We start from the raw sequence: 21,653 nt of genomic DNA, 5'->3' as shown, positions 1-21,653 counted from the left end.
CCTGATATTTGATTTTTGGCCCAGTTTTTCCAGGATAGTTAGGAACCATAAAACCCGGGGCCCCAGTTTCGGTGGAGGCGCTGGTGGGATCCTCCCCTGGTTGTGTTGCATTCTAACCCACACCCCGTGATCCGGGTGGGAGACAGTGTCAGGTGGGCAGTTTGACTGGGGCGGTCGCCTCCTAAAAAGTAACGGAGGCGCCCAAAGGTTCCCTCAGAATGGTTGGAAATCATTCGTAGAGTGTAAAGGCACAAGGGAGCTTGACTGCGAGACCTACAAGTCGAGCAGGGACGAAAGTCGGGCTTAGTGATCCGGTGGTTCCGCATGGAAGGGCCATCGCTCAACGGATAAAAGCTACCCCGGGGATAACAGGCTTATCTCCCCCAAGAGTCCACATCGACGGGGAGGTTTGGCACCTCGATGTCGGCTCATCGCATCCTGGGGCTGTAGTCGGTCCCAAGGGTTGGGCTGTTCGCCCATTAAAGCGGTACGCGAGCTGGGTTCAGAACGTCGTGAGACAGTTCGGTCCCTATCCGTCGTGGGCGTAAGAAATTTGAGAGGAGCTGTCCTTAGTACGAGAGGACCGGGATGGACGCACCGCTGGTGTACCAGTTGTCTTGCCAAAGGCATCGCTGGGTAGCTATGTGCGGAAGGGATAAGTGCTGAAAGCATCTAAGCATGAAGCCCCCCTCAAGATGAGATTTCTCTTTCTTTGAAGTAAGACCCCTGAAAGATGATCAGGTTGATAGGTTCGAGGTGGAAGTATGGTGACATATGGAGCTGACGAATACTAATCGGTCGAGGACTTAACCAACATAATCTAACACACGATATTCAACGTATCTTCATGAACTTTATCTAGTTTTGAGAGTACAATGTACTGTCAAACTGAATATGTATGGTGGCAATAGCGAAGAGGTCACACCCGTTCCCATACCGAACACGGAAGTTAAGCTCTTCAGCGCCGATGGTAGTTGGGGGCTTCCCCCTGTGAGAGTAGGACGTCKYCSTGCACGTTAAAAAAGAGCTTATCTGAATGATAAGCTCTTTTTGTTATGCTTGCGATCTTATTCTTGTATGGAGATGTATCGATTATGCTTCTAGAAGTGAAATAGAGTTAAAGTTGCATTGTATTCAAAGTTATTTTACACTAGAATCAAAACAATTGTGTGCAATTTAATTGTAGGATAAGGAGAGTATGAACATGACAACGGTTTACGATTATTCAGTAAAGAAATCAAATGGAGAAGAAGAGTCATTAGCAAAGTATCAGGATAAGGTAACGCTTGTTGTAAATACGGCTAGTAAGTGTGGATTCACTCCTCAATTTAAAGAGCTCCAAGAGCTTTATGATACGTACCACGAAAAAGGGTTTACGATTCTAGGATTTCCATGTAACCAGTTTGGAGAGCAAGATCCTGGGACGAACGATGAGATCGTTGAATTCTGCCAGTTAAACTATGGCGTTTCGTTTCCGATGTATGGAAAAATTGATGTAAAAGGTGATAACCAGGAACCTCTTTTTGCTCACTTAACAACAGAGAAAAAAGGGTTAATCGGTGAAGGGGTAAAGTGGAATTTCACCAAGTTCCTTGTAGATCAAAATGGGAAAGTTGTGAAGCGTTATGCACCACAAACAAATCCTACTAAAATTGCAAAAGATATTGAACAACTGTTAGGAGAGTAACCATGTCCCAAAAATCGTCATTATCACTAGACCAACAGCTCTGCTTTACTATCTATGCGGCTTCTAGGGAGATGACAAAGATTTATCGTCCTCTATTAGAAGAGTTAGACTTAACGTATCCTCAATATCTTGCTATGCTCGCTCTATGGGAAGAGGATGGATTAACTGTCAAGAAGCTAGGAGAGAAACTTTTCTTAGATTCTGGAACGTTGACACCCATGTTAAAAMGGATGGAAGGAAACGGACTTCTCTCAAGAAAAAGAGATGCTGAGGATGAAAGAAAAGTAGGCGTATTCCTTACTGAGAAGGGAAAAGAACTGWAAAGCAMAGCAGAGTGTATCCCAACAAGTATACTTGAAGCCTATAATGGTGCTCCTGTAGAAGACTTACTAAAGCAGATGAAAGGACTTTTACACGACATCCAAGAGTATAGTTCAAAGTAAAAGACGTCCTTTTTCTACAGGACGTCTTATGTTATTCATAGGGATTTCAATACCTGTTCAATGAAATGTGGAGTCTTATGATACGAAACTTCCAGAAAAGCTTGAATAAAAGAATAATCTTCGGTTGGTGTTGTTTTAATCAGTTCACTCCACCACTCTGTTTCATACCTTGAAATCATGCTCAGGTTATAAAGGATGAGTAAATGAATGAGAAGCTCAGGAATCGCTTCTACGTCAGAGCGGGATGTGGGTATGTACAGTGCTTGGTTTTCAAGATGATATCGTAATGGTAAGGACTCCTTCGTTACTGGATGTAGATGTGTAAATAATAGGGTGTTATCTTGTTCCCAATTAATGAAAGGGTTCCTATTTTCTAAATAGCTTTTAAATCGATCATGCGTCATATGAAGATGGTCTAGAATTCGCTCCGATACGAGGTAGTTAGATTCTGTTTGTTCCACTCCTAGCAAAGGTTCCTTTTTCAGGTGAAATTGGAATAAGAGAGTAAGCTCAGGAACATGAGATAGTAAGCTTTCCATTGTATACTTTTCCCCTTCAGTTAAGGTTATGTTAAAGATCTCCTTAGCGAGGTGAGGATAGAGTCCATGTTTTTGGATCTTTACTTCATCTTCTAAAAACTGTAGTGTTGTTTTTTTCGTTTCCTTGTGGAAACTCCATGAGCTAGTACAGACGAAGATTGTGGGTAGATCGGATCAACGGTTAACAGAATGGCTTTTAAGAGTTGAACATACCCGTAATAGAGCAGTAAAGGCTTAAGTGCAAGAGGAGCTTTTGAAAATTGGTCGTAATACATTTCTCCTTGTTCTAAATAATAAATAAAAGGATAGGAGTTATCATAGCTTTTACTTTCATATTTCTCTACTCCACGTTGATTGTATATTTTTTTAGAAAGCGTTGGGTGCTAGAAGAGGCATAATACATATGAAGATATCTCCACGAAATAGAGTTCAAGAGATCCTCTCCTTTTTATCAGAATTATAAGACTAATTGAAAGGTTCTTGACAGTAGTATAACCAATTGATAACCTACTAATAATATTTTTTGGTTGAGGAGGAAATAGAGATGTGGGAAACGAAGTTTGTGAAAGAAGGATTAACGTTTGATGATGTATTACTTGTACCAGCAAAGTCAGAGGTTTTACCAAAGGATGTTGACTTATCTGTTGCCTTAACGGATACGTTAAAGTTGAACATTCCAGTCATTAGTGCAGGGATGGATACAGTAACAGAGCACCAAATGGCAATCAGTATCGCTCGACAAGGTGGACTAGGGATTATCCATAAGAATATGAGCATAGAGCAGCAAGCAGAGCAGGTAGATAAGGTCAAGCGTTCTGAAAGTGGAGTCATCACTAACCCATTCTATTTAACCCCAGAAAATCAAGTATTTGACGCTGAGCATTTGATGTCTAAGTATCGAATTTCAGGTGTTCCTATTGTCAATAATTCTTCGGACCGCAAGCTTGTAGGGATTTTAACCAATCGTGATTTACGTTTCATCCAAGACTACTCTATTTCCATTAACGAAGTGATGACAAAAGAGAATTTAATAACAGCTCCTGTTGGTACGACGTTAAAAGAAGCTGAACAAATTCTTCAACAATATAAAATTGAAAAACTACCATTGATTGATGAGGAAGGAACGTTAAAAGGACTTATCACCATTAAGGATATTGAAAAAGTCATTGAGTTTCCTAAGTCAGCCAAAGATTCACAAGGTCGCTTGATTGTAGGAGCTGCTGTTGGTATTGCCGGCGACACGATGAAACGAGTGGAGCATCTAGTGAAGGCAAATGTTGATGTTATCGTAATTGATACGGCTCATGGCCATTCTCAAGGTGTTATCAATATGGTAAAAGAAATTCGTGGACATTATCCTCACTTAAATATTGTAGCTGGGAATGTTGCGACAGCTGAAGCTACTCGCGCATTGATTGAAGCTGGAGCAGATGTAGTAAAAGTCGGGATTGGTCCTGGATCTATTTGTACTACTCGTGTGGTAGCAGGTGTAGGTGTTCCTCAAATTACGGCCGTCTACGACTGTGCAACAGAAGCACGTAAGCACGGCAAGGCTATTATTGCGGACGGCGGAATCAAGTTCTCAGGTGATATCGTGAAGGCTTTAGCGGCTGGTGGTCACGCAGTTATGCTAGGAAGCTTACTTGCGGGTACCTCTGAATCTCCTGGTGAAACAGAAATATATCAAGGTCGCCGTTTTAAAGTGTACCGAGGTATGGGGTCTGTTGGGGCGATGGAAAAAGGTTCGAAGGATCGTTACTTCCAAGAAGACGCGAAGAAGTTTGTACCAGAAGGTATTGAAGGACGAACAGCCTATAAAGGTCCTCTAGCTGATACAATCTACCAACTAATTGGTGGTATCCGTTCTGGCATGGGATATTGCGGAACACCAAATTTACAAAGCTTACGTGAGGATAGCCAGTTTATCCGAATGACAGGCGCGGGTCTTCGTGAGAGTCATCCACATGATGTGATGATTACAAAGGAAGCCCCTAATTATACAACCCATTAATCCTAATAAAAGCTTGTTTTCACTTCTGTGAAGACAAGCTTTTTTGTTTGTTAGGCTTAGTGAAATAAAAATGTTGAGTAAGGAACATTTCAAACAGTTATTTTGCGGAAATCAACAACGTTATTTAACAAAGCCAAAAAATATAGTGAAGGACTTGATAAGATCAAATAGAATTTTAATAACAACCGAACCAAATGTACTTTCTTGAAGTACTTACTATAAGAAAGATAGAAAGGAGTTAGATGGGTGTCGAAACTTACTGAAGTAGAAGCGGAAAATCTTTTTTTACCAATACAGGGATTATGTATTCAAAACCGCCTTTTTTATTACCAGGTCTAGAAGCTTAGCGGATGATATTACCCAGGAAACGTTCATTCGCATTTATTCAAAATACGGTAGTTATGACACTATAAGACCTTTAAAGCCTTGGATCTACACCATTACAGTGAATGTAACGAGAACCCACTTGAAAAAGCAGCGTTGGGTTAGTCTATTACCGTTTTCTACAAATTTAGTCAAAGAGCAGTTAGAAAGCTTAGATGAAACGGTTATGAAATCTGAGGAGCTAAACGAATTATGGAACGTTGTTCAAAATTTATCGATTAAAAGTAGGGAGGTCATCATGTTACATTTCTATCATGGTTTTACTCTTAAGGAGACAGCTGAGATTCTATCTATTCCATTAGGGACATGCAAGTCAAGATTACATACTGCATTAAAGCAGTTACGAGCTTCTAACGCAGAAATTATTTCTTATTATGTTAAAGGAGGAGAACTCAGTGAAAAAGGAAGATTTAGTTGAGGTGATTAAAGCATTAGACCAGGTTGAAGGAACATCTGTAACGTTTCAATCTGTCTGGAATAATCCGAGGAGTCATGAATGGGTGTTTCGTTTAAAACGATCTGTCCAAGTGAGTGTACTTCTAATTGTCTTTATTGGGGTCTTCGTACCACTAACCTATTCATTCATTCATAAATCAATCAAGTGAATCAACCAATCTTGCTGAAATTAAGTTAGATGCGTTAGATAGTGAGATACGAATGCGGAATGAAGAACAATACGCTGCAGGGCTGAATCATCCTAATGAAACTATTAGAGCCTATATTCATGGATTACCGAACCATGTTGTCATAAGAGGAATTTCTAGTTTGCCGGTGGGGACAAATATTGTAATCGAAGTATGGACAGAAGACCAAGGAAGATTAGTGGGAGAGCATACGGTAAATACAGAGTTGGATGGACATTTTACTGTACAGATTGAAAGAGAGGACAGAAGTGAAGATTATCTTGTCTCACTTAAACTAATGTCTCATCAGCAAACCAAAAAAAGTACTTTCTGTTATTGGCCAGCATGGTGAAAAACTCGAACAAAGTGATAAGTACGGATTGTTCACGTATGAGCAGGATGATCAGAAGTACTTTGGCATTCATTTATACAACCGAATCTATGGAATTAAGGACACAGATGTTAGCCAAAACACTAGATTTTTTGACCATTTGGTGAGTAAGTAACCGAGCTTTTTCTTCTACCTCTACCAAATGTTGTGGAGGTTTCTTTTCTTTTAGGCTATGTTACATATTCTTAATATTCTCTGTCTTCTCCCATGTCTACTAAACCTCAAGGTTCTATGATAGAATATGCTAGGTAGTACAGAACATGGAGGGCTGACAAGTGAACAAAAATTGGTTTCAAAAAACTTTGGCTTGTACATTGGCATTACTTCTTCTCATTAGCCTTATACAAGCACCTAGTGTGGCAGAAGCGAGTGACCCACTAAATATTAATGCAGACGCGGCTATATTAGTAGAAGCAGAAACAGGAAAAATACTTTACGAGAAAAACTCAGAGACGGCATTAGGCGTTGCGAGTATGACAAAAATGATGACAGAATTCCTACTTCTAGAAGCCATTAGTGAGGGCCGAGTAAGCTTTGATCAAATGGTCTCTGTCAGTGACTATGGTCATAGAATTTCTCAAGATACGTCTTTAAGTAACGTACCATTGAAATTAGATAGCCAGTACTCAATTAAGGAATTATATGAATCCATGGCTATTTACTCCGCTAATGGTGCAACCATTACGATTGCAGAAGCACTAGCTGGTTCTGAAACAAACTTTGTTAAAATGATGAATGAAAAAGCTGCTGAATTAGGGCTTGAAAACTATAAATTTGTAAATTCAACTGGACTAAATAATGCGGATTTACTTGGACAACACCCGCAAGGTACTGGTGAAACAGAAGAAAATGTTATGTCTGCAAATGACACAGCAACATTGGCATATGAACTACTAACGCGTTATCCTGAAGTATTAGAAACAGCTAGCATTCCTAAGCTTACATTCCGTGAAGGCATAGCAGATGAGCAAACGAATATGGATAACTGGAACTGGATGCTCCCTTCTCTAGTTTACGGCTATGAAGGGATGGACGGGTTAAAAACAGGCACCACTGATTTTGCCGGTGCAAGCTTCACGGGAACAGCTAAACGTAATGATATGCGGTTTATTACAGTTGTCATGAATGCGAAGAATGCCTCGGGTACTTCTACGTATCAGGCTCGTTTTGAAGAAACAAAGAAAATGCTCGATTATGCATTTGCTAATTATTCAGTAGAGGAAATTGTTCCTGCTGGATTTAAATTAAACGATCAAGAAACGATGCCTGTGGTGAAAGGGAAAGAGGATTCAGTTGGGATTTCTTCTGAGAGTGCCCTAACAGCTGTTGTAAAGAATGGAGAAAAGGAAATGTATTCTCCTGTATTCACAGAAGCATCTGACACGTTAACCGAAGATGGTGAATTAACAGCACCTGTTGAGGCGGGAGATGTTGTTGGAACGCTTCAGCTTGCATATGAAGGAGAACACTTAGGATTCCTTACAGAAGCAGGAGCGAAGTCTGTCCAAACCAATATGATCACAGATGCTGGCGTAGAAAAAGCCAATTGGTTTGTCTTATCGATGCGTGCTGTCGGAGGTTTCTTCGGAGATCTATGGGGTAGCATTGTCGATGGCATTAAAGGTCTTTTCTCATAAGGTTAATGGAAAGAGTAAACTTTAGGGTTTACTCTTTTTTCATTAAATGAGGGATGTTCATTTCTCCCATTTTATATTCTCTCAAGTAGAGGGTACTCTAAGAGAGAGGAGTCGATAAACGGGTTTCTGCTAGCTCTTCTCCTTGACAGGAAAGGTTTTTTGTTGTTTATTTAGCAGAGAGGAATACTTTGAAAACTTTAGAATTCTTTACTTTTAACCTATTTCTTTTAATAGTAGAGTGAAGAATTACCATAGAAGATGAAGGGGGATTCACCATGCAAATTGGTACAGATCGTGTAAAAAGAGGAATGGCTGAAATGCAAAAAGGCGGCGTTATTATGGACGTTGTCAATGCAGAGCAGGCTAAAATAGCAGAAGAAGCAGGTGCTGTTGCAGTAATGGCACTAGAGCGCGTTCCAGCGGATATCCGTAAAATGGGCGGCGTAGCGAGAATGGCAGATCCTCGTATTGTAGAAGAGGTTATGAATGCAGTAAGTATCCCAGTTATGGCAAAAGCACGTATTGGTCATATTGTTGAGGCGCGTGTGTTAGAAGCGATGGGTGTAGACTACATAGATGAGAGTGAAGTATTAACTCCAGCAGATGAAGAGTACCACTTAAATAAGAATGAGTACACCGTACCATTCGTATGTGGTTGCCGTGACTTAGGTGAAGCGGCACGTCGTATTGGAGAAGGTGCTTCTATGTTACGTACAAAAGGTGAGCCTGGTACAGGGAACATTGTAGAAGCAGTTCGTCATATTCGAAAAGTAAACGGACAAGTTCGTAAATTAGTGAACATGGCAGAAGATGAAATCATGACGGAAGCAAAGCTACTAGGTGCTCCTTACGAGTTACTATTAGAAATCAAGCGTCTTGGCCGTCTTCCTGTTGTGAACTTTGCAGCAGGTGGAGTAGCTACTCCAGCTGACGCTGCTCTAATGATGCAATTAGGTGCTGACGGAGTATTCGTAGGATCTGGTATCTTTAAATCAGAAAACCCAGAGAAATTTGCCAAAGCGATTGTAGAAGCTACCACTCACTTCACAGACTACAAATTAATCGCTGAACTTTCAAAAGAGTTAGGAACAGCTATGCCTGGTATTGAAATTAGCTCCTTAACTCCTGAAACACGTATGCAAGAGCGCGGCTGGTAAGGTAAGACTGACAGTGAAGATTGGTGTGTTAGGATTACAAGGTGCTGTTCGTGAGCATGTTCTAGCTATCGAGGAGAATGGTGCAGAGGCCCTTGTCATTAAGCGTGCGGAGCAATTAGAGGAAGTAGACGGCTTAATCCTACCAGGAGGAGAAAGTACAACCATGCGTCGTTTAATTGACCGTTATGGGTTTATGGAACCCCTTCGTGCGTTTGCTGCTTCTAAAAAGCCTATGTATGGTACTTGTGCCGGCTTAATTCTATTAGCAAAAGAGATCGTTGGGTACGATGAGCCTCATTTAGGTGTAATGGATATAACGGTTGAACGAAACAGCTTTGGTCGCCAAAAGGAAAGCTTTGAAGCAAGCCTTGAGGTGAAAGAGGTGGGAACAGACTTCCCAGCTGTTTTCATCCGAGCTCCTCATATTGTCAGTGTAGGTGAACGTGTAAATGTCCTAGCTGAACATGGTGATCGTATCGTGATTGCGCGTGATGGTCAGTACTTAGGCTGTTCGTTCCATCCGGAATTAACAGACGATCACCGCTTAACGAAGTATTTTCTTACGATGGTAGAAGAATATAAAGAAAATCTTGCATAAAATGGTTGCGACTAGTCAAAAATTATAGTAACTTTATGTATAACTTTAATCTAAATACTAAAAATGATGACAGGAACTAGTAGCTATTCTTCTTTTTCTAGAGAGTCGATGGTTGGTGCGAATCGATAAAAGGAGCTAGTGAATCCATCCTTGAGTGAGGCACTGAACTATATAGTAGGTGCTTTCGGTTCACAGCCGTTATGAAATGTAAGTGGAAAGGGTAACCTTTCAACTAGGGTGGCAACGCGGGTTAACTCTCGTCCCTTCTTTGGGGACGGGAGTTTTTTATATTTTATAAAAAACAGGAGGAACCAACATGTTAGATATTAAGTATCTTCGCAGTCATTTTGAAGAGGTGAAGGAGCGTTTATCTCATCGTGGGGAGGACCTAACAGATTTCGGAAAGTTTGAAGCCCTTGATGAAAAACGTAGAGAACTGATTGTTCAAACAGAAAAGTTAAAAAGTGAGCGTAATGAGGTTTCTCAGAAAATTGCTCAAATGAAGAAAGAAAAACAAAATGCAGATGAACTGATTGTTCAAATGCGTGAAGTTGGACAAAAGATTAAAGAATGGGATGATGAGCTTCGTGTCGTAGAGGAAGAGCTTGATATGTTACTCCTATCTATTCCAAACATTCCACACGAAAGTGTTCCTGTTGGGGAAACAGAAGATGATAATGTAGAAGTTCGTAAGTGGGGAGAAGTGCCAACCTTTAACTTCGAAGCAAAGCCACACTGGGATGTAGCAGCAGATCTATCTTTATTAGATTTTGAACGCGCGGCAAAGGTAACGGGTAGCCGCTTTGTTTTCTACAAAGGGTTAGGGGCTCGTCTAGAGCGTGCGTTAATCAACTTTATGATGGATTTACATTACGATCAGCATGGCTACACCGAGATGCTTCCACCATACTTAGTAAACCGTGCGAGTATGACAGGTACAGGTCAGCTTCCTAAATTTGAAGAGGACGCCTTTAGAATTGAGAGTGAGGACTACTTCTTAATTCCAACAAGTGAAGTTCCGGTAACGAACTATCACCGCGACGAAATTTTAAATGGTGAAGAGCTTCCACTTGCCTATGCTGCATACAGTGCTAATTTCCGCTCTGAAGCGGGCTCTGCAGGTCGTGATACTCGTGGACTTATTCGTCAGCACCAGTTTAACAAAGTTGAGCTTGTCCGCTTTGTGAAGCCAGAGGATTCTTATGATGAGCTTGAGAAGCTTGTCGGGCATGCTGAAAAGGTTCTTCAACTGTTAAACCTACCGTACCGAGTGTTAAGCATGTGTACAGCAGACCTAGGCTTTACAGCAGCGAAGAAATTCGATATTGAAGTATGGATTCCAAGCTATGAAACGTATCGTGAGATTTCTTCTTGTAGTAACTTTGAAAGCTTCCAAGCGCGCCGTGCGAATATTCGCTTCCGCCGTGAGCCAAATGCCAAACCAGAGCATGTTCACACATTAAACGGATCTGGTCTTGCGATTGGTCGAACGGTTGCAGCCATTTTAGAAAATTATCAGCAGGAAGATGGCTCTGTTGTGATTCCTGAAGTGTTACGTCCATATATGGGTGGCATTGAGAAAATGACGCCGTAACGTTAATAATCGGGATGCCAGTAAACAGGCATCCCTATTTTTATTAAACGAGTTAAACGGTCGGATAGGTAAGAATAAAAAGCGGACGGTTCTCTTTCCACTCAGCATATAATACATCTTTCACACGAGATATCTCTCTTTGTTCTAATTGATCGAGTAGCCAGCTTTCGTCTTGTCCAATTTCAATTAAATTATCCTTCACAATCTCACCGTCCTCTACCAAAATGATGGGAAGCTCTGTTTTTTGGAGAGGGAAATTAAAGTCCATTTTTTTAGGTAACTCAAAGGAAGACTTTGGAAGAACGGTAATAATCCCATTTGTTTCTACAATGGCATATTCTACTTCTTCAAGAGAGAAATAGCCCTGTTGTCTGATAAGACCCATTAGTTGATTAATATCGAGCTTACATTTTTTTAAGACTTTATATTGTAGCTCACCACAACGAATCACAATATTCGGTTCACCTTCTAGTAGTTTACGTGTCCACTTTACTTTTTGCGTGATAAGTTCAATAAAATAGATCATGACACCCCATAGGATGGTAGCGAAAAGGATGTTCATAACTGTCACATCATCATCATATATGGCGTTTCCTACGAGTTCACCTAGTATGAGGGCTGAGATGAAGTCGAAGGGAGTGATTTGAGAAAATTGTGTTTTTCCAAGTAATTTGGTAATGATAAATAACACGAGTAAACCAGTAGCCAATTCTATCGCTACCATATAATAATAATCCATTAACTTCATCACCTTTTATTAGTTTCCAGTACAAGTATTAACTTGTACTGGAGTTTTAAACGATAAAGAAAAGTAGATTTTCAACCAGCAAATAAATTTTCAAAAAAACTTTCGTATTTTGTTGACTCTATTTTAAATCCATGATATATTATCTCTTGTCGATTGATACGGAGGAATACCCAAGTCCGGCTGAAGGGATCGGTCTTGAAAACCGACAGGCGGGTTACACCGCGCGGGGGTTCGAATCCCTCTTCCTCCGCCATTTACTATTAATCACAACCTAGCGCATATATTTGGAGATACTGGAGATAGACCCGTTACAGCTTGCTGTAGCGGGTTTTTTATTTTATTGGGGTAGAAAGAGGATAAACGGGCGGTTCTCGGCCCAAATAAAAAAGTCGCCAAGTGTTGGCGACTTATTTTTTTAGGAGACGAGTCTGATCAATCATATATCCGATCCGTTCAATAATTGGCTCGATGGAACCGGAATCCTGAACTAAATCATACTCCTTAATATTTAAACGTAATACAGGACAAGCATTAAAGGAATTAATCCATTTCTCATAGCGATAATGCATTTCTTCCCAGTATGCAAGGGGTGTTTCTTGCTCCATAGGGCGTCCACGCACTTTAATCCGGTCGATGATATCATCGATAGATCCTTCCAAATAGATGAGTAAATCTGGATGAGGGAAGTAAGGTGTCATCACCATAGCATCAAATAGACTTGTGTACGTTTCATAGTCTACATCAGACATATTTCCCTTCTCATGGTGCATACGTGCAAAGATTCCCGTATCCTCATAAATCGAGCGGTCCTGAATAAATCCGCCCCCATATTCAAAGATTCTCTTTTGTTCTTTAAAGCGTTCTGCTAAAAAATATATTTGTAAGTGAAAGCTCCACTTTTGGAAGTCTTTATAAAACTTATCTAAGTAGGGGTTGCTGTCTACTTTTTCAAAGGAAGTACGAAACCCAAGGGCATCTGCTAGCCCATTTGTCATGGTCGACTTCCCAACTCCTACAGTCCCTGCAATCGTAATCACTGCATTTTGAGGGATGGCGTATTTTTCACGAAGCATCATGTTAAGTGAACTCCTTTTTTGAGAGATTTCTCTACTGCGGTAATGATATGTGCTAGGTCTTCGCTATTTTGAACAAAATCTAATTCATCTCCATTAAAGGATAAAACCGGAACTTCTTCATGGGTCTTAGTGAAATTTTCCATAAAATGATCATAGTCAGTAGATAGTTGCTGCAAATAACTAGAACTAATTTTCTTTTCAAATTCTCTTCCTCGCATTTCAATACGAGTAAGAAGGGTATCCAGGCTAGCGTTCAAGTAGATGACAAGATTGGGTCTAGGCATATCCTTTGTTAAAATATCAAAGATTTGCATATATTTATCGTACTGTTGATTCTTAAGTGTACGCTGAGCAAATATAAGGTTCTTGAAGATATGATAGTCAGCTACAATGGGCTTGTCCTTTGATAGGTAGTGATTCTGTATGTCTTCTAACTGCTTAAAGCGATTGCACAAGAAAAACATTTCTGTCTGAAAGCTCCATTCTTCAATATTATCGTAGAATTTATCTAGAAATGGGTTTTCATCTACAATCTCTTTTAGAAGATGATAGTGGAAATGGTCTGAAAGAGCTTTGGCGAGGGATGTTTTGCCGACTCCTATAGGACCCTCAACGGTTATGAACGGAATTTTTCCCATTCGATGTCCTCCTCGTCACCTTAATTTTCATTCAAAATTTGACACGTTCGTTCAAATGACGACAAGTTTCATTTTATCATAAATTAGGAGAAGCAGGGGGATGAATATTTTACAAGTAGGCAGAAAGATATGGTTCGCATTTAACGGTTCTAGTAAAAGCCTCTTTTCCTACGAAAAAAAGAGACCCTATAGAGGATCTCTATTAGTATTATCTTTTCACCACATCAAAATTCTCTTCGATTAATAGCCAGTTTTGCGGGAATGATAGTCCAAGCTTCCAGTAACTCATTCCTCTTAACTTCAGCTCTTTCGTTAAGTCAAACTTGGCTTGAATCGACCGCGCGTCTTCAAACCAAACCTTGTGCTCGGCACCTTTCTCATCTGTGTAGTCAATATATGGTGCCTCGGCTTCTTGGTCATACTGAATCGGTCGGTTATACTTTGCTGCTAGCTGAATAGCCGCCTGAGGACTAACAGCCTTGGCATAGTCCTTCCCTTGCTCGAAGGGAAGAGTCCAGTCGTATCCATACAAATTCTGTCCCATTAGAATTTTCCCTGGAGGAATTTCTGTTAAGGCATATTCTAACACCTCTCTTACAGGTCCAATAGGTGATACAGGTAGCGGTGGACCCGCGCTATATCCCCATTCGTACGTCATGATGACAACGAAATCGACAATCTCCCCGTGAGCTTTGTAGTCATGCCCTTCATACCATTTCCCTTTTTGATCACGACTCGTTTTAGGAGCGAGAGCAGTGGAAACAAGCCATCCCTTTTGGTTAAAACGCTTCTTCGCTTTTCGTAAAAAACGATTATAGGCTTCTTTATCGGCTGGCCGTAAATACTCAAAATCAAAATGAATATCTCTAAATCCATATTTTTCAGCCGCTGCCACAATATTATCAAGGAAAGCATTTTGGACCTTTTGGTCATTCAGTAAAATTCTTCCCAACTCATCACTAAACTGCCCCTCTTCCTGGTTGTTAAGCACCATAACTAGCACATTGTTGTTTTGCTTGGCTATTTGAGGTAACGTGCCAAGAGGAGGTTCAACTAAAGAACCATCTCGATTCACCTGAAAGCTAAACGGGGAAAGGTATGTTAAATAAGGAGCAGCTTCCTTTGTGCTTTCAGTGAGGGCAGGTGAAACAGAACCCCCAAGCGGCTCGACGTACGCATTAAATTCAGCCGATGACTTACTTATAGGAGGCAAATACAAGCGAGCTCCGACCTGTAATGTTTCCGTCATAGAAATGGAATTAACACGAGCAATCTCCTTATAAGGGACGCCAACCTTTTGACTAATCTTCCACAGACTATCTCCTTCTTGCACATAATAATACCGACCGACAATGGGGATAACTAAAGCCTGCCCTACCACTAAGTTATTAGGGTTAGGCAGTTGATTTGCTTCTACTATATCGTTGACTGTAGATGTATATGCTTGACCAATACTAAACACACTTTGACCAGGCTGCACCACATGAATTTGCATCGAACATCCTCCTCACAAAATGATTTCACTATCATCACCTTATGAGAAGAACCCATTATGTATTCCCTTTGGAAAGACTTATCACCAATTCTTTACAGTTGGGTGTTTGTCCTCCAAGTGTGCCATTTACCATTTTAAGGGCAAACTCTTGATCTGAATCTGTTAAGCTCACAGTTGAATCACTTGGAACGATGACATTAAAATCCCTCATAAACGCATCGTTAGCTGAAAATAACACGCACACATTGCCAACGAGTCCTGTAATAATTAACGTATCAATTCCTTTAGAATGTAAAAGAGTATGCAATGCCGTCCCGTAAAAGGCAGAGTGCTTAGGTTTTATAAGGAAGTAGTCCGTATCATTTGGCTTCAGTTGTTCAAGAAAATGTTTATTCTCTGGCGTTTTACACTCCTCAAATATTGTTTCAAGGTCGGCCTTCCATAAGTTATAGTGGTCGTTTACATAAATGATGGGAAGTTTGTGTTCGTAGGCAAACTCTTTTAATGATAAAATAGGAGAAACGATGGTCTTAGCCCGTTGTTGCAGCAGTGGACCGTCCTTATACTGAAATGAATTAATACAGTCAATAATAAGCAATGCGTACGATTTTGGTGAGGATTTCATGGGAAAACTCCTTATCAAGTCGATTTTGTCTATATTGTGGTACACCCACACGGATTTTATGAGGAGAATTACATGGAACCAGAACACTTTATGAAATTAGCCATTGAGGAAGCTCTAAAGGCGAAAGAAATATTAGAGGTCCCGATTGGTGCGGTTATTGTAAAAGATGGAGAAGTGATTGCCACAGGTCATAACCTTCGGGAAACCACGCAAAATGCTATCACTCACGCGGAAGTGATTGCGATTCAAAAAGCGTGTGAAAAGCTAGGAACCTGGAGATTAGAAGGAGCCGAGCTATACGTCACACTTGAGCCTTGCCCCATGTGTAGCGGGGCTATCGTTCAATCAAGAATTGAAAAGGTTATCTACGGTGCCAAAGATCCTAAAGCAGGATGTGCGGGATCTTTAATGAATCTTTTACAAGACTCACGCTTTAACCATCAGTGTGAAGTAGAGCATGGGATATTAGAAGTGGAGTGCGGAGAACTTCTTTCCTCGTTCTTTCGAGAGTTGCGCACCAAGAAAAAAGAAGAGAAACGAAAAGGGAAAGGATAGTCAAATATTAACAGGCCAATAGCGTTGCAATTTAACGTAACAGCCTGTATACTATAACTTGCGTCGGTAATACGTCGCAACCGAATATCGGTATTAACTTTGCCGTGCTAAGCGGGGAGGTAGCGGTGCCCTGTACTCGCAATCCGCTCTAGCGAGGCCGAACTCCTTTCCGAGGCTAACTCTCTGTAGTGCTGCCTCGAGTAAGTGGTGTTGACGCCTGGGTCCCGCGCAATGAGAACCCATGAACCATGTCAGGTCCGGAAGGAAGCAGCATTAAGTGGACCCTCTCATGTGCCGCGGGGTAGCCTGGGCCGAGCTAACTGCTCGAGTAACGACTATGGAAGCTAGTCGACGAAAGGTGCACGGCAGTTATAATGAATAGCAAACTCATCTTCTTGAAGATGAGTTTTTTGCTGTTTAACTAGCGAATTTTAGGCTCGAAATCAGGTGAACAGTGCTTGGATAACTGCTAGTAGTGCTCTAATAAGAAAGACGAGGGGTCGAAAATAGAATGCTTCAAAACGCAAAGAGCGCCTTTAGTGATGCCCCCACTACTCTTGTCGGGTCTGAACAAGCCGCTTCCGCTTTTCTTTGTCCAGCTCCAGCACCCAGGGGCTGATGAATTTCCGGTCGTCTACTTTTCAATAAGTCAACATCGAATCGCTGACGCTCTTCGTGTTTCCTTTATTTTGATGCCAAGCCCTCCAATCCATACGCCCCTACCCAGTCGGCTCCGCTTTTCTTTGTCCAGCTCCGCCTCCTAGGGGCTAACAGGCTTCGGTCTTCTCCCCATCAATAAGTCAACATCCAATCGCTACCGCTCTTGGTGTTTCCTATATTTCTGGGGAGAAGCCCTCCACCCTGTACGCCCCTAAACAGTCGGCTCCGCTTTTCTTCATGTCCAGCTCCAGCGGCTAGACCCTCGAGAGTAGCGGTGACCTCCCAAAAGGCAAAGAGCGCCTTTAGGGATGCCCCCACTACTCTTGTCGGGTCTGAACAAGCCGTTTCCGCTTTTCTTGATCCAGCTCCGCCTCCTAGGGGCTAATGGATTTTCGGTCTTGTCACCTTCAATAAGTCAACATCGGATCGCTGACGCTCTCCGTGTTTCCTTTATTTTGATGCCAAGCCCTCCAATCCATACGCCCCTGAACAGTCGGCTCCGCTTTTCTTTTCATTCCCTACAAAAATAAGTTATAATAGTGGGAGTGATTATGGTGGAGGAGGGAGAAAATGGGTTATCAGGCTTTATATCGTGTGTGGCGTCCGCAGACGTTTGAGGATGTAGTGGGTCAGCAGCACGTTACACAGACGCTTCAGAACGCCCTCCTTCAGGACAAGATCTCCCATGCGTACTTATTCTCGGGTCCTAGGGGTACTGGGAAGACGAGTGCGGCAAAGATTTTAGGGAAAGCTGTTAACTGTGAACGAGCTCCGATTGCAGAACCTTGTAATGAATGTGCAGCTTGTAAAGGTATTATGGATGGATCAATTCAAGATGTTATTGAAATTGATGCTGCATCCAACAACGGAGTAGAAGAAATACGAGATATTCGAGATAAAGTGAAATTTGCTCCAAGTGCTGTTCGATTTAAGGTCTATATTATTGATGAAGTGCATATGTTATCTATTGGTGCGTTTAATGCTCTGTTAAAGACGTTAGAAGAGCCACCAAAGCACGTTATGTTCATTTTAGCGACCACAGAACCACACAAAATTCCTTTAACCATTATTTCTCGTTGTCAACGCTTTGACTTTAAACGAATTACTCCGCGTGACATCGTTGGGAGAATGTCCTACATAGCAAATGAATCTGGTGTAGACGTTGAAGAGCAAGCGCTTCATGTTATTGCAAGAGCGGCAGAAGGTGGAATGCGTGACGCCCTTAGCTTATTAGATCAGGCGATTTCATTCAGTGATGATAAAGTTATGGTCGGTGATGCGTTAACTGTAACAGGTGCTGTAGCTCAGGTTCACTTAAATCAATTAGCGAAGGCTATCCATGAGAAAGAAGCGTCAAACGCTTTGCAATCCCTTGAAGAGTTGGTTAATCAAGGGAAGGACCCATCAAGATTAGTAGAAGATTTAATTATGTACTTCAGAGATATGCTTCTTTTTAAAACAGCTCCGTCTCTTGAACAATCTTTAGAGCGGGTTTTACTGGATGAGCAGTTCCAATCATTAGCGGAATCTATTCAACCGGAACAAATCTATGAGTACATTGATATACTTAATCACGCTCAGCAAGAAATGAGATTTACAAATCATACAAAAATCTATTTAGAAGTGTCGTTAGTGAAGCTTAGTCAATTGAATGTTTCCCATCAGGTTGCACAATCAATAGAAGTGGAGCAATTAACGAATAAAATAGAACAGCTAGAGCGTGCATTAAAAGATATACAACAAAAAGGATTAGTGGTACAAGGTCAGTCGGAAGCGGCACCTAGTTCTCCGCAGAAAAAAACGCCGAGAACACAAAGGATGAAGATTCCGGTTGGGCGTATACACGATATTTTATCTCAAGCAACGAAGCAGGACCTTCAACTATTAAAAAGTCGTTGGGGTGACATGCTTCAGCAATTAAATCAGAGACAAATGAGATCTCAAGCAGCCTTATTAAATGATGCTGAACCAGTGGCAGCATCCTCCAAAGCATTTGTGTTAAAATTCAAATATCAAATTCATTGCCAAATGGCAATGGATAACCAACAATTCGTCGAATCCATCGCTACTATTTTAGAAGGATTAATCGGATTGAGGTTAGAAATCGTTGGCGTTCCAGAAGAAAACTGGAGTGATATTCGCAAAGAATTTTTACAAACCAATCAGTCTGACGACGAGTCACCTGATACTGACCAATCATCTAAGCCAGACGATCCACTTTTATCTGAAGCATTAAAGCTTGTGGGATCTGATCTGTTAGAAATAAAAGAATAACCAATACTAGGAGGTACTCACTATGCGTGGTGGTATGGGAAATATGCAAAATATGATGAAGCAAATGCAAAAAATGCAAAAGAAAATGGCTGAGGCTCAAGAAGAACTGGGAGAAAAAAGATTAGAAGGTACGGCTGGCGGCGGTATGGTCACAGTCATTGTATCTGGTCACAAGGAAGTTCTAGAAGTAAATATCAAAGAAGAAGTAGTCGATCCAGAAGATATCGATATGCTTCAAGATCTAGTGCTAGCAGCAACAAATGAAGCGTTGAAAAAAGCAGATGAATTAACTTCATCTACTATGGGGAAATTTACACAAGGAATGAACATTCCAGGATTATAATATAGGGGGAATCTCCGTGCATTACCCTGAACCGATTACGAAGCTAATAGATAGCTTCATGAAATTGCCAGGCATCGGTCCGAAAACGGCTGCTCGTCTGGCTTTTTTCGTTTTAAATATGAAAGAAGATACGGTATTAGAATTTGCAAAAGCGTTAGTGAATGCGAAACGTAATTTAGGGTATTGTTCTGTATGTGGCCACATTACAGATCAGGATCCTTGTTATATCTGTCAAGATGACAAGCGAGACGCGAGCATTATTTGTGTGGTTCAGGATCCAAAAGATGTGATAGCAATGGAGAAGATGAAGGAGTTTAGGGGTAAATATCATGTTCTTCATGGAGCAATCTCTCCTATGGAAGGAATTGGACCAGAGGATATCAATGTTCCAGATTTACTGAAACGTCTTCAAAATGAAGAAGTGCAAGAAGTAATCCTAGCTACCAACCCTAATATAGAAGGGGAAGCCACAGCTATGTATATCTCACGCTTATTAAAGCCGGCAGGAATTCGTATTACTAGAATTGCTCACGGTCTTCCGGTGGGTGGAGATTTAGAGTACGCAGATGAAGTGACGTTGTCAAAAGCGTTAGAAGGTCGACGTGACATTTAGCTGGAGGTGAGACCATGATATTCTCGAAAAAGCACAAGCTTCGTAAAGAGTACGATGAACAATTAATTCAATTAATGAGAAGTACACGAGACCAATGGAATCATAAAAAAGAAATAGAAGAAATTAGCATAGAGAAGACATTTGAACTTCTTTGTGAACGAAAGATTGCGGAAGCAAAATATTTCTTTCTATTTAAAGAAGCAAAACACAGAAAGATAGTCATAAACAAGTAGATCCGCCTCATACTCTTTTATTAGGGGTATAAAAGAGAGAGGTGGTTTTTTTGAATCCGGTAATTGTTATTGGAGTGTTAAGTGGCTTGGTATTTTTATTGCTCGTTTCTGGTACAAGCTTTAAACCCTTTCAATTTTTAGGGCAAGGTGTTATTAAGATTTTGATAGGGGCTCTGTTCTTGTTCTTTTTAAATGCATTTGGAGGACAAGTTGGTCTACATGTACCTATTAATTTGGTAACAGCATCGATAGCTGGATTATTAGGGATCCCAGGAGTAGCAGGCCTTGCTGTTATTCAAATGGTGATTTTAGTTTAAAAGAAAAAACTGTAGAGAAAAAAAATCTACAGTTTTTTCTTTTTTATGTTGACGTTTAATTAGAAACCATGTTAGTATATTCAAGTCGCCAAAAACGACAGGCAAACGAAACAAAATCAACTTAACAAAAGTTGTTGACACGATAGTTTCTAAATGCTATACTAATTAAGTCGCTCAAGGGCGACGGACATTGAACTTTGAAAACTGAAAAGACAACACGTCAACGTTAAAATTAGTACCCTTGAGGTACAAAAACAATTTACACTTCGGTGTAAAAATGAACGTCGATTAAGTTCGCTACGTCCTGTAGTAACATCGACATCATGCACATCATGTGCAAAGTGAGCTTGCTCAAACTTTTTATGGAGAGTTTGATCCTGGCTCAGGACGAACGCTGGCGGCGTGCCTAATACATGCAAGTCGAGCGAGGCCTTCGGGCCTAGCGGCGGACGGGTGAGTAACACGTGGGTAACCTGCCTGTAAGACTGGGATAACTTCGGGAAACCGAAGCTAATACCGGATAACATTTTTGGTTGCATGACCGAAAATTGAAAGGTGGCTTTTAGCTATCACTTACAGATGGACCCGCGGCGCATTAGCTAGTTGGTGAGGTAACGGCTCACCAAGGCAACGATGCGTAGCCGACCTGAGAGGGTGATCGGCCACACTGGGACTGAGACACGGCCCAGACTCCTACGGGAGGCAGCAGTAGGGAATCTTCCGCAATGGACGAAAGTCTGACGGAGCAACGCCGCGTGAGTGAAGAAGGTTTCGGATCGTTAAACTCTGTTGTTAGGGAAGAACAAGTGCCGTTTGAATAAGGCGGCACCATGACGGTACCTAACCAGAAAGCCACGGCTAACTACGTGCCAGCAGCCGCGGTAATACGTAGGTGGCAAGCGTTGTCCGGAATTATTGGGCGTAAAGCGCGCGCAGGTGGTTCCTTAAGTCTGATGTGAAAGCCCCACGCTCACCCGTGGAGGGCAATTGGAAAATGGGGAACTTGATTGCA

21 protein-coding genes, 1 tRNA gene, 3 rRNA genes, 1 other RNA gene, 1 pseudogene and 1 other annotated feature are annotated in these 21,653 nt (G+C 41.3%); of the genes and pseudogenes, 21 read left to right on the top strand and 6 right to left on the bottom strand.

What is annotated here, in order from left to right; all coding sequences use genetic code 11:
- The 4 genes from M44_RS00300 to M44_RS00285 all read left to right on the top strand — a co-directional run.
- Window positions 1–814, top strand: a 23S ribosomal RNA gene (locus tag M44_RS00300); the annotation flags it as partial.
- A gap of 83 nt (window positions 815–897) precedes the next feature.
- A 5S ribosomal RNA gene (rrf, locus tag M44_RS00295) occupies window positions 898–1,013 on the top strand.
- Between the two features lie 191 nt (window positions 1,014–1,204).
- A complete protein-coding gene (locus M44_RS00290) occupies window positions 1,205–1,687 on the top strand; it encodes a glutathione peroxidase (protein WP_010169492.1) in 483 nt (160 codons plus the stop codon).
- A 2-nt stretch (window positions 1,688–1,689) separates the two neighbouring features.
- Complete coding sequence (locus tag M44_RS00285; protein ID WP_029326653.1) at window positions 1,690–2,130, top strand: MarR family winged helix-turn-helix transcriptional regulator; 441 nt, start codon at window positions 1,690–1,692, stop codon at window positions 2,128–2,130.
- Between the two features lie 35 nt (window positions 2,131–2,165).
- Here M44_RS00285 and M44_RS25680 read toward each other — a convergent pair.
- Window positions 2,166–3,031 (bottom strand): annotated as a pseudogene (locus M44_RS25680) (YaaC family protein).
- Between the two features lie 182 nt (window positions 3,032–3,213).
- Here M44_RS25680 and guaB point away from each other — a divergent pair.
- From guaB to serS, 8 genes are all read left to right on the top strand, one after another.
- Entirely contained in the window at window positions 3,214–4,680 is a 1,467-nt protein-coding gene (gene guaB, locus M44_RS00275) for an IMP dehydrogenase (RefSeq protein ID WP_010169484.1), read from the top strand.
- Window positions 4,681–4,957: 277 nt separating this feature from the next.
- Window positions 4,958–5,482 carry a sigma-70 family RNA polymerase sigma factor gene (locus M44_RS00270; protein ID WP_029326652.1) on the top strand — a complete coding sequence of 175 codons (525 nt, stop codon included), beginning with the start codon at window positions 4,958–4,960 and terminating at the stop codon, window positions 5,480–5,482.
- Window positions 5,460–5,669 (top strand): hypothetical protein, encoded by a 210-nt coding sequence (locus M44_RS00265; RefSeq protein ID WP_010169480.1) that lies wholly within the window; start codon window positions 5,460–5,462, stop codon window positions 5,667–5,669. Before M44_RS00270 ends, M44_RS00265 begins: the two co-directional genes overlap by 23 nt.
- A gap of 52 nt (window positions 5,670–5,721) precedes the next feature.
- Window positions 5,722–6,039: a hypothetical protein gene (locus M44_RS00260; RefSeq protein ID WP_010169478.1), complete on the top strand. Its 318-nt coding sequence runs from the start codon at window positions 5,722–5,724 to the stop codon at window positions 6,037–6,039.
- 314 nt (window positions 6,040–6,353) lie between these two features.
- Window positions 6,354–7,715 (top strand): serine hydrolase, encoded by a 1,362-nt coding sequence (locus M44_RS00255; protein WP_010169476.1) that lies wholly within the window; start codon window positions 6,354–6,356, stop codon window positions 7,713–7,715.
- A gap of 275 nt (window positions 7,716–7,990) precedes the next feature.
- Window positions 7,991–8,872: a pyridoxal 5'-phosphate synthase lyase subunit PdxS gene (gene pdxS / locus M44_RS00250; protein WP_010169474.1), complete on the top strand. Its 882-nt coding sequence runs from the start codon at window positions 7,991–7,993 to the stop codon at window positions 8,870–8,872.
- A gap of 13 nt (window positions 8,873–8,885) precedes the next feature.
- Entirely contained in the window at window positions 8,886–9,470 is a 585-nt protein-coding gene (gene pdxT / locus M44_RS00245; protein WP_010169471.1) for a pyridoxal 5'-phosphate synthase glutaminase subunit PdxT, read from the top strand.
- Between the two features lie 57 nt (window positions 9,471–9,527).
- Window positions 9,528–9,738, top strand: a binding site (T-box leader).
- 48 nt (window positions 9,739–9,786) lie between these two features.
- Window positions 9,787–11,064, top strand: a complete 1,278-nt coding sequence (gene serS, locus M44_RS00240) for a serine--tRNA ligase (RefSeq protein WP_010169470.1) — start codon at window positions 9,787–9,789, stop codon at window positions 11,062–11,064.
- Between the two features lie 52 nt (window positions 11,065–11,116).
- On the opposite strand, the gene M44_RS00235 is transcribed toward serS, so the two are convergent.
- On the bottom strand, window positions 11,117–11,803 hold the full coding sequence (locus tag M44_RS00235; protein WP_010169467.1) for a DUF421 domain-containing protein: 687 nt from the start codon (window positions 11,801–11,803) through the stop codon (window positions 11,117–11,119).
- Between the two features lie 169 nt (window positions 11,804–11,972).
- On the opposite strand from M44_RS00235, the gene M44_RS00230 reads away from it, so the two are divergent.
- Window positions 11,973–12,065, top strand: a tRNA-Ser gene (locus tag M44_RS00230).
- 154 nt (window positions 12,066–12,219) lie between these two features.
- Here the strand turns inward: M44_RS00230 and M44_RS00225 are convergent.
- The 4 genes from M44_RS00225 to M44_RS19425 all read right to left on the bottom strand — a co-directional run bounded on the left by M44_RS00225 (window position 12,220) and on the right by M44_RS19425 (window position 15,646).
- Entirely contained in the window at window positions 12,220–12,888 is a 669-nt protein-coding gene (locus tag M44_RS00225; RefSeq protein WP_010169465.1) for a deoxynucleoside kinase, read from the bottom strand.
- Window positions 12,885–13,526: a deoxynucleoside kinase gene (locus M44_RS00220; protein ID WP_010169462.1), complete on the bottom strand. Its 642-nt coding sequence runs from the start codon at window positions 13,524–13,526 to the stop codon at window positions 12,885–12,887. The genes M44_RS00225 and M44_RS00220 overlap by 4 nt, the downstream gene beginning before the upstream one ends.
- A 208-nt stretch (window positions 13,527–13,734) precedes the next feature.
- Window positions 13,735–15,021, bottom strand: a complete 1,287-nt coding sequence (locus M44_RS00215; RefSeq protein WP_010169461.1) for a glycosyl hydrolase family 18 protein — start codon at window positions 15,019–15,021, stop codon at window positions 13,735–13,737.
- 55 nt (window positions 15,022–15,076) lie between these two features.
- Window positions 15,077–15,646: a cysteine hydrolase family protein gene (locus M44_RS19425; RefSeq protein WP_010169458.1), complete on the bottom strand. Its 570-nt coding sequence runs from the start codon at window positions 15,644–15,646 to the stop codon at window positions 15,077–15,079.
- A gap of 72 nt (window positions 15,647–15,718) precedes the next feature.
- Between M44_RS19425 and tadA the strand changes: the two genes are divergently transcribed.
- The 8 genes from tadA to M44_RS00165 all read left to right on the top strand — a co-directional run.
- A complete protein-coding gene (gene tadA, locus M44_RS00205; protein ID WP_010169456.1) occupies window positions 15,719–16,201 on the top strand; it encodes a tRNA adenosine(34) deaminase TadA in 483 nt (160 codons plus the stop codon).
- Between the two features lie 102 nt (window positions 16,202–16,303).
- An RNA gene (ffs, locus tag M44_RS25675) (signal recognition particle sRNA large type) lies at window positions 16,304–16,567 on the top strand.
- An 864-nt stretch (window positions 16,568–17,431) separates the two neighbouring features.
- On the top strand, window positions 17,432–19,135 hold the full coding sequence (gene dnaX, locus M44_RS00190; RefSeq protein WP_010169450.1) for a DNA polymerase III subunit gamma/tau: 1,704 nt from the start codon (window positions 17,432–17,434) through the stop codon (window positions 19,133–19,135).
- 22 nt (window positions 19,136–19,157) lie between these two features.
- Window positions 19,158–19,478: a YbaB/EbfC family nucleoid-associated protein gene (locus M44_RS00185; protein ID WP_010169448.1), complete on the top strand. Its 321-nt coding sequence runs from the start codon at window positions 19,158–19,160 to the stop codon at window positions 19,476–19,478.
- Between the two features lie 16 nt (window positions 19,479–19,494).
- Window positions 19,495–20,091: a recombination mediator RecR gene (gene recR, locus M44_RS00180; RefSeq protein WP_010169446.1), complete on the top strand. Its 597-nt coding sequence runs from the start codon at window positions 19,495–19,497 to the stop codon at window positions 20,089–20,091.
- Window positions 20,092–20,105: 14 nt separating this feature from the next.
- Window positions 20,106–20,324, top strand: a complete 219-nt coding sequence (locus M44_RS00175; RefSeq protein ID WP_010169443.1) for a YaaL family protein — start codon at window positions 20,106–20,108, stop codon at window positions 20,322–20,324.
- A 50-nt stretch (window positions 20,325–20,374) separates the two neighbouring features.
- On the top strand, window positions 20,375–20,641 hold the full coding sequence (locus M44_RS00170) for a pro-sigmaK processing inhibitor BofA family protein (RefSeq protein ID WP_010169441.1): 267 nt from the start codon (window positions 20,375–20,377) through the stop codon (window positions 20,639–20,641).
- 359 nt (window positions 20,642–21,000) lie between these two features.
- A 16S ribosomal RNA gene (locus tag M44_RS00165) occupies window positions 21,001–21,653 on the top strand; the annotation flags it as partial.

The sequence above is a fragment of the Bacillus coahuilensis m4-4 genome, assembly GCF_000171615.1.
Lineage (GTDB): Bacteria > Bacillota > Bacilli > Bacillales > Bacillaceae_K > Bacillus_T > Bacillus_T coahuilensis.
The sequence above is the reverse complement of the archived record's forward strand: the minus strand, read 5'-3'. Positions and strand labels throughout refer to the sequence as shown.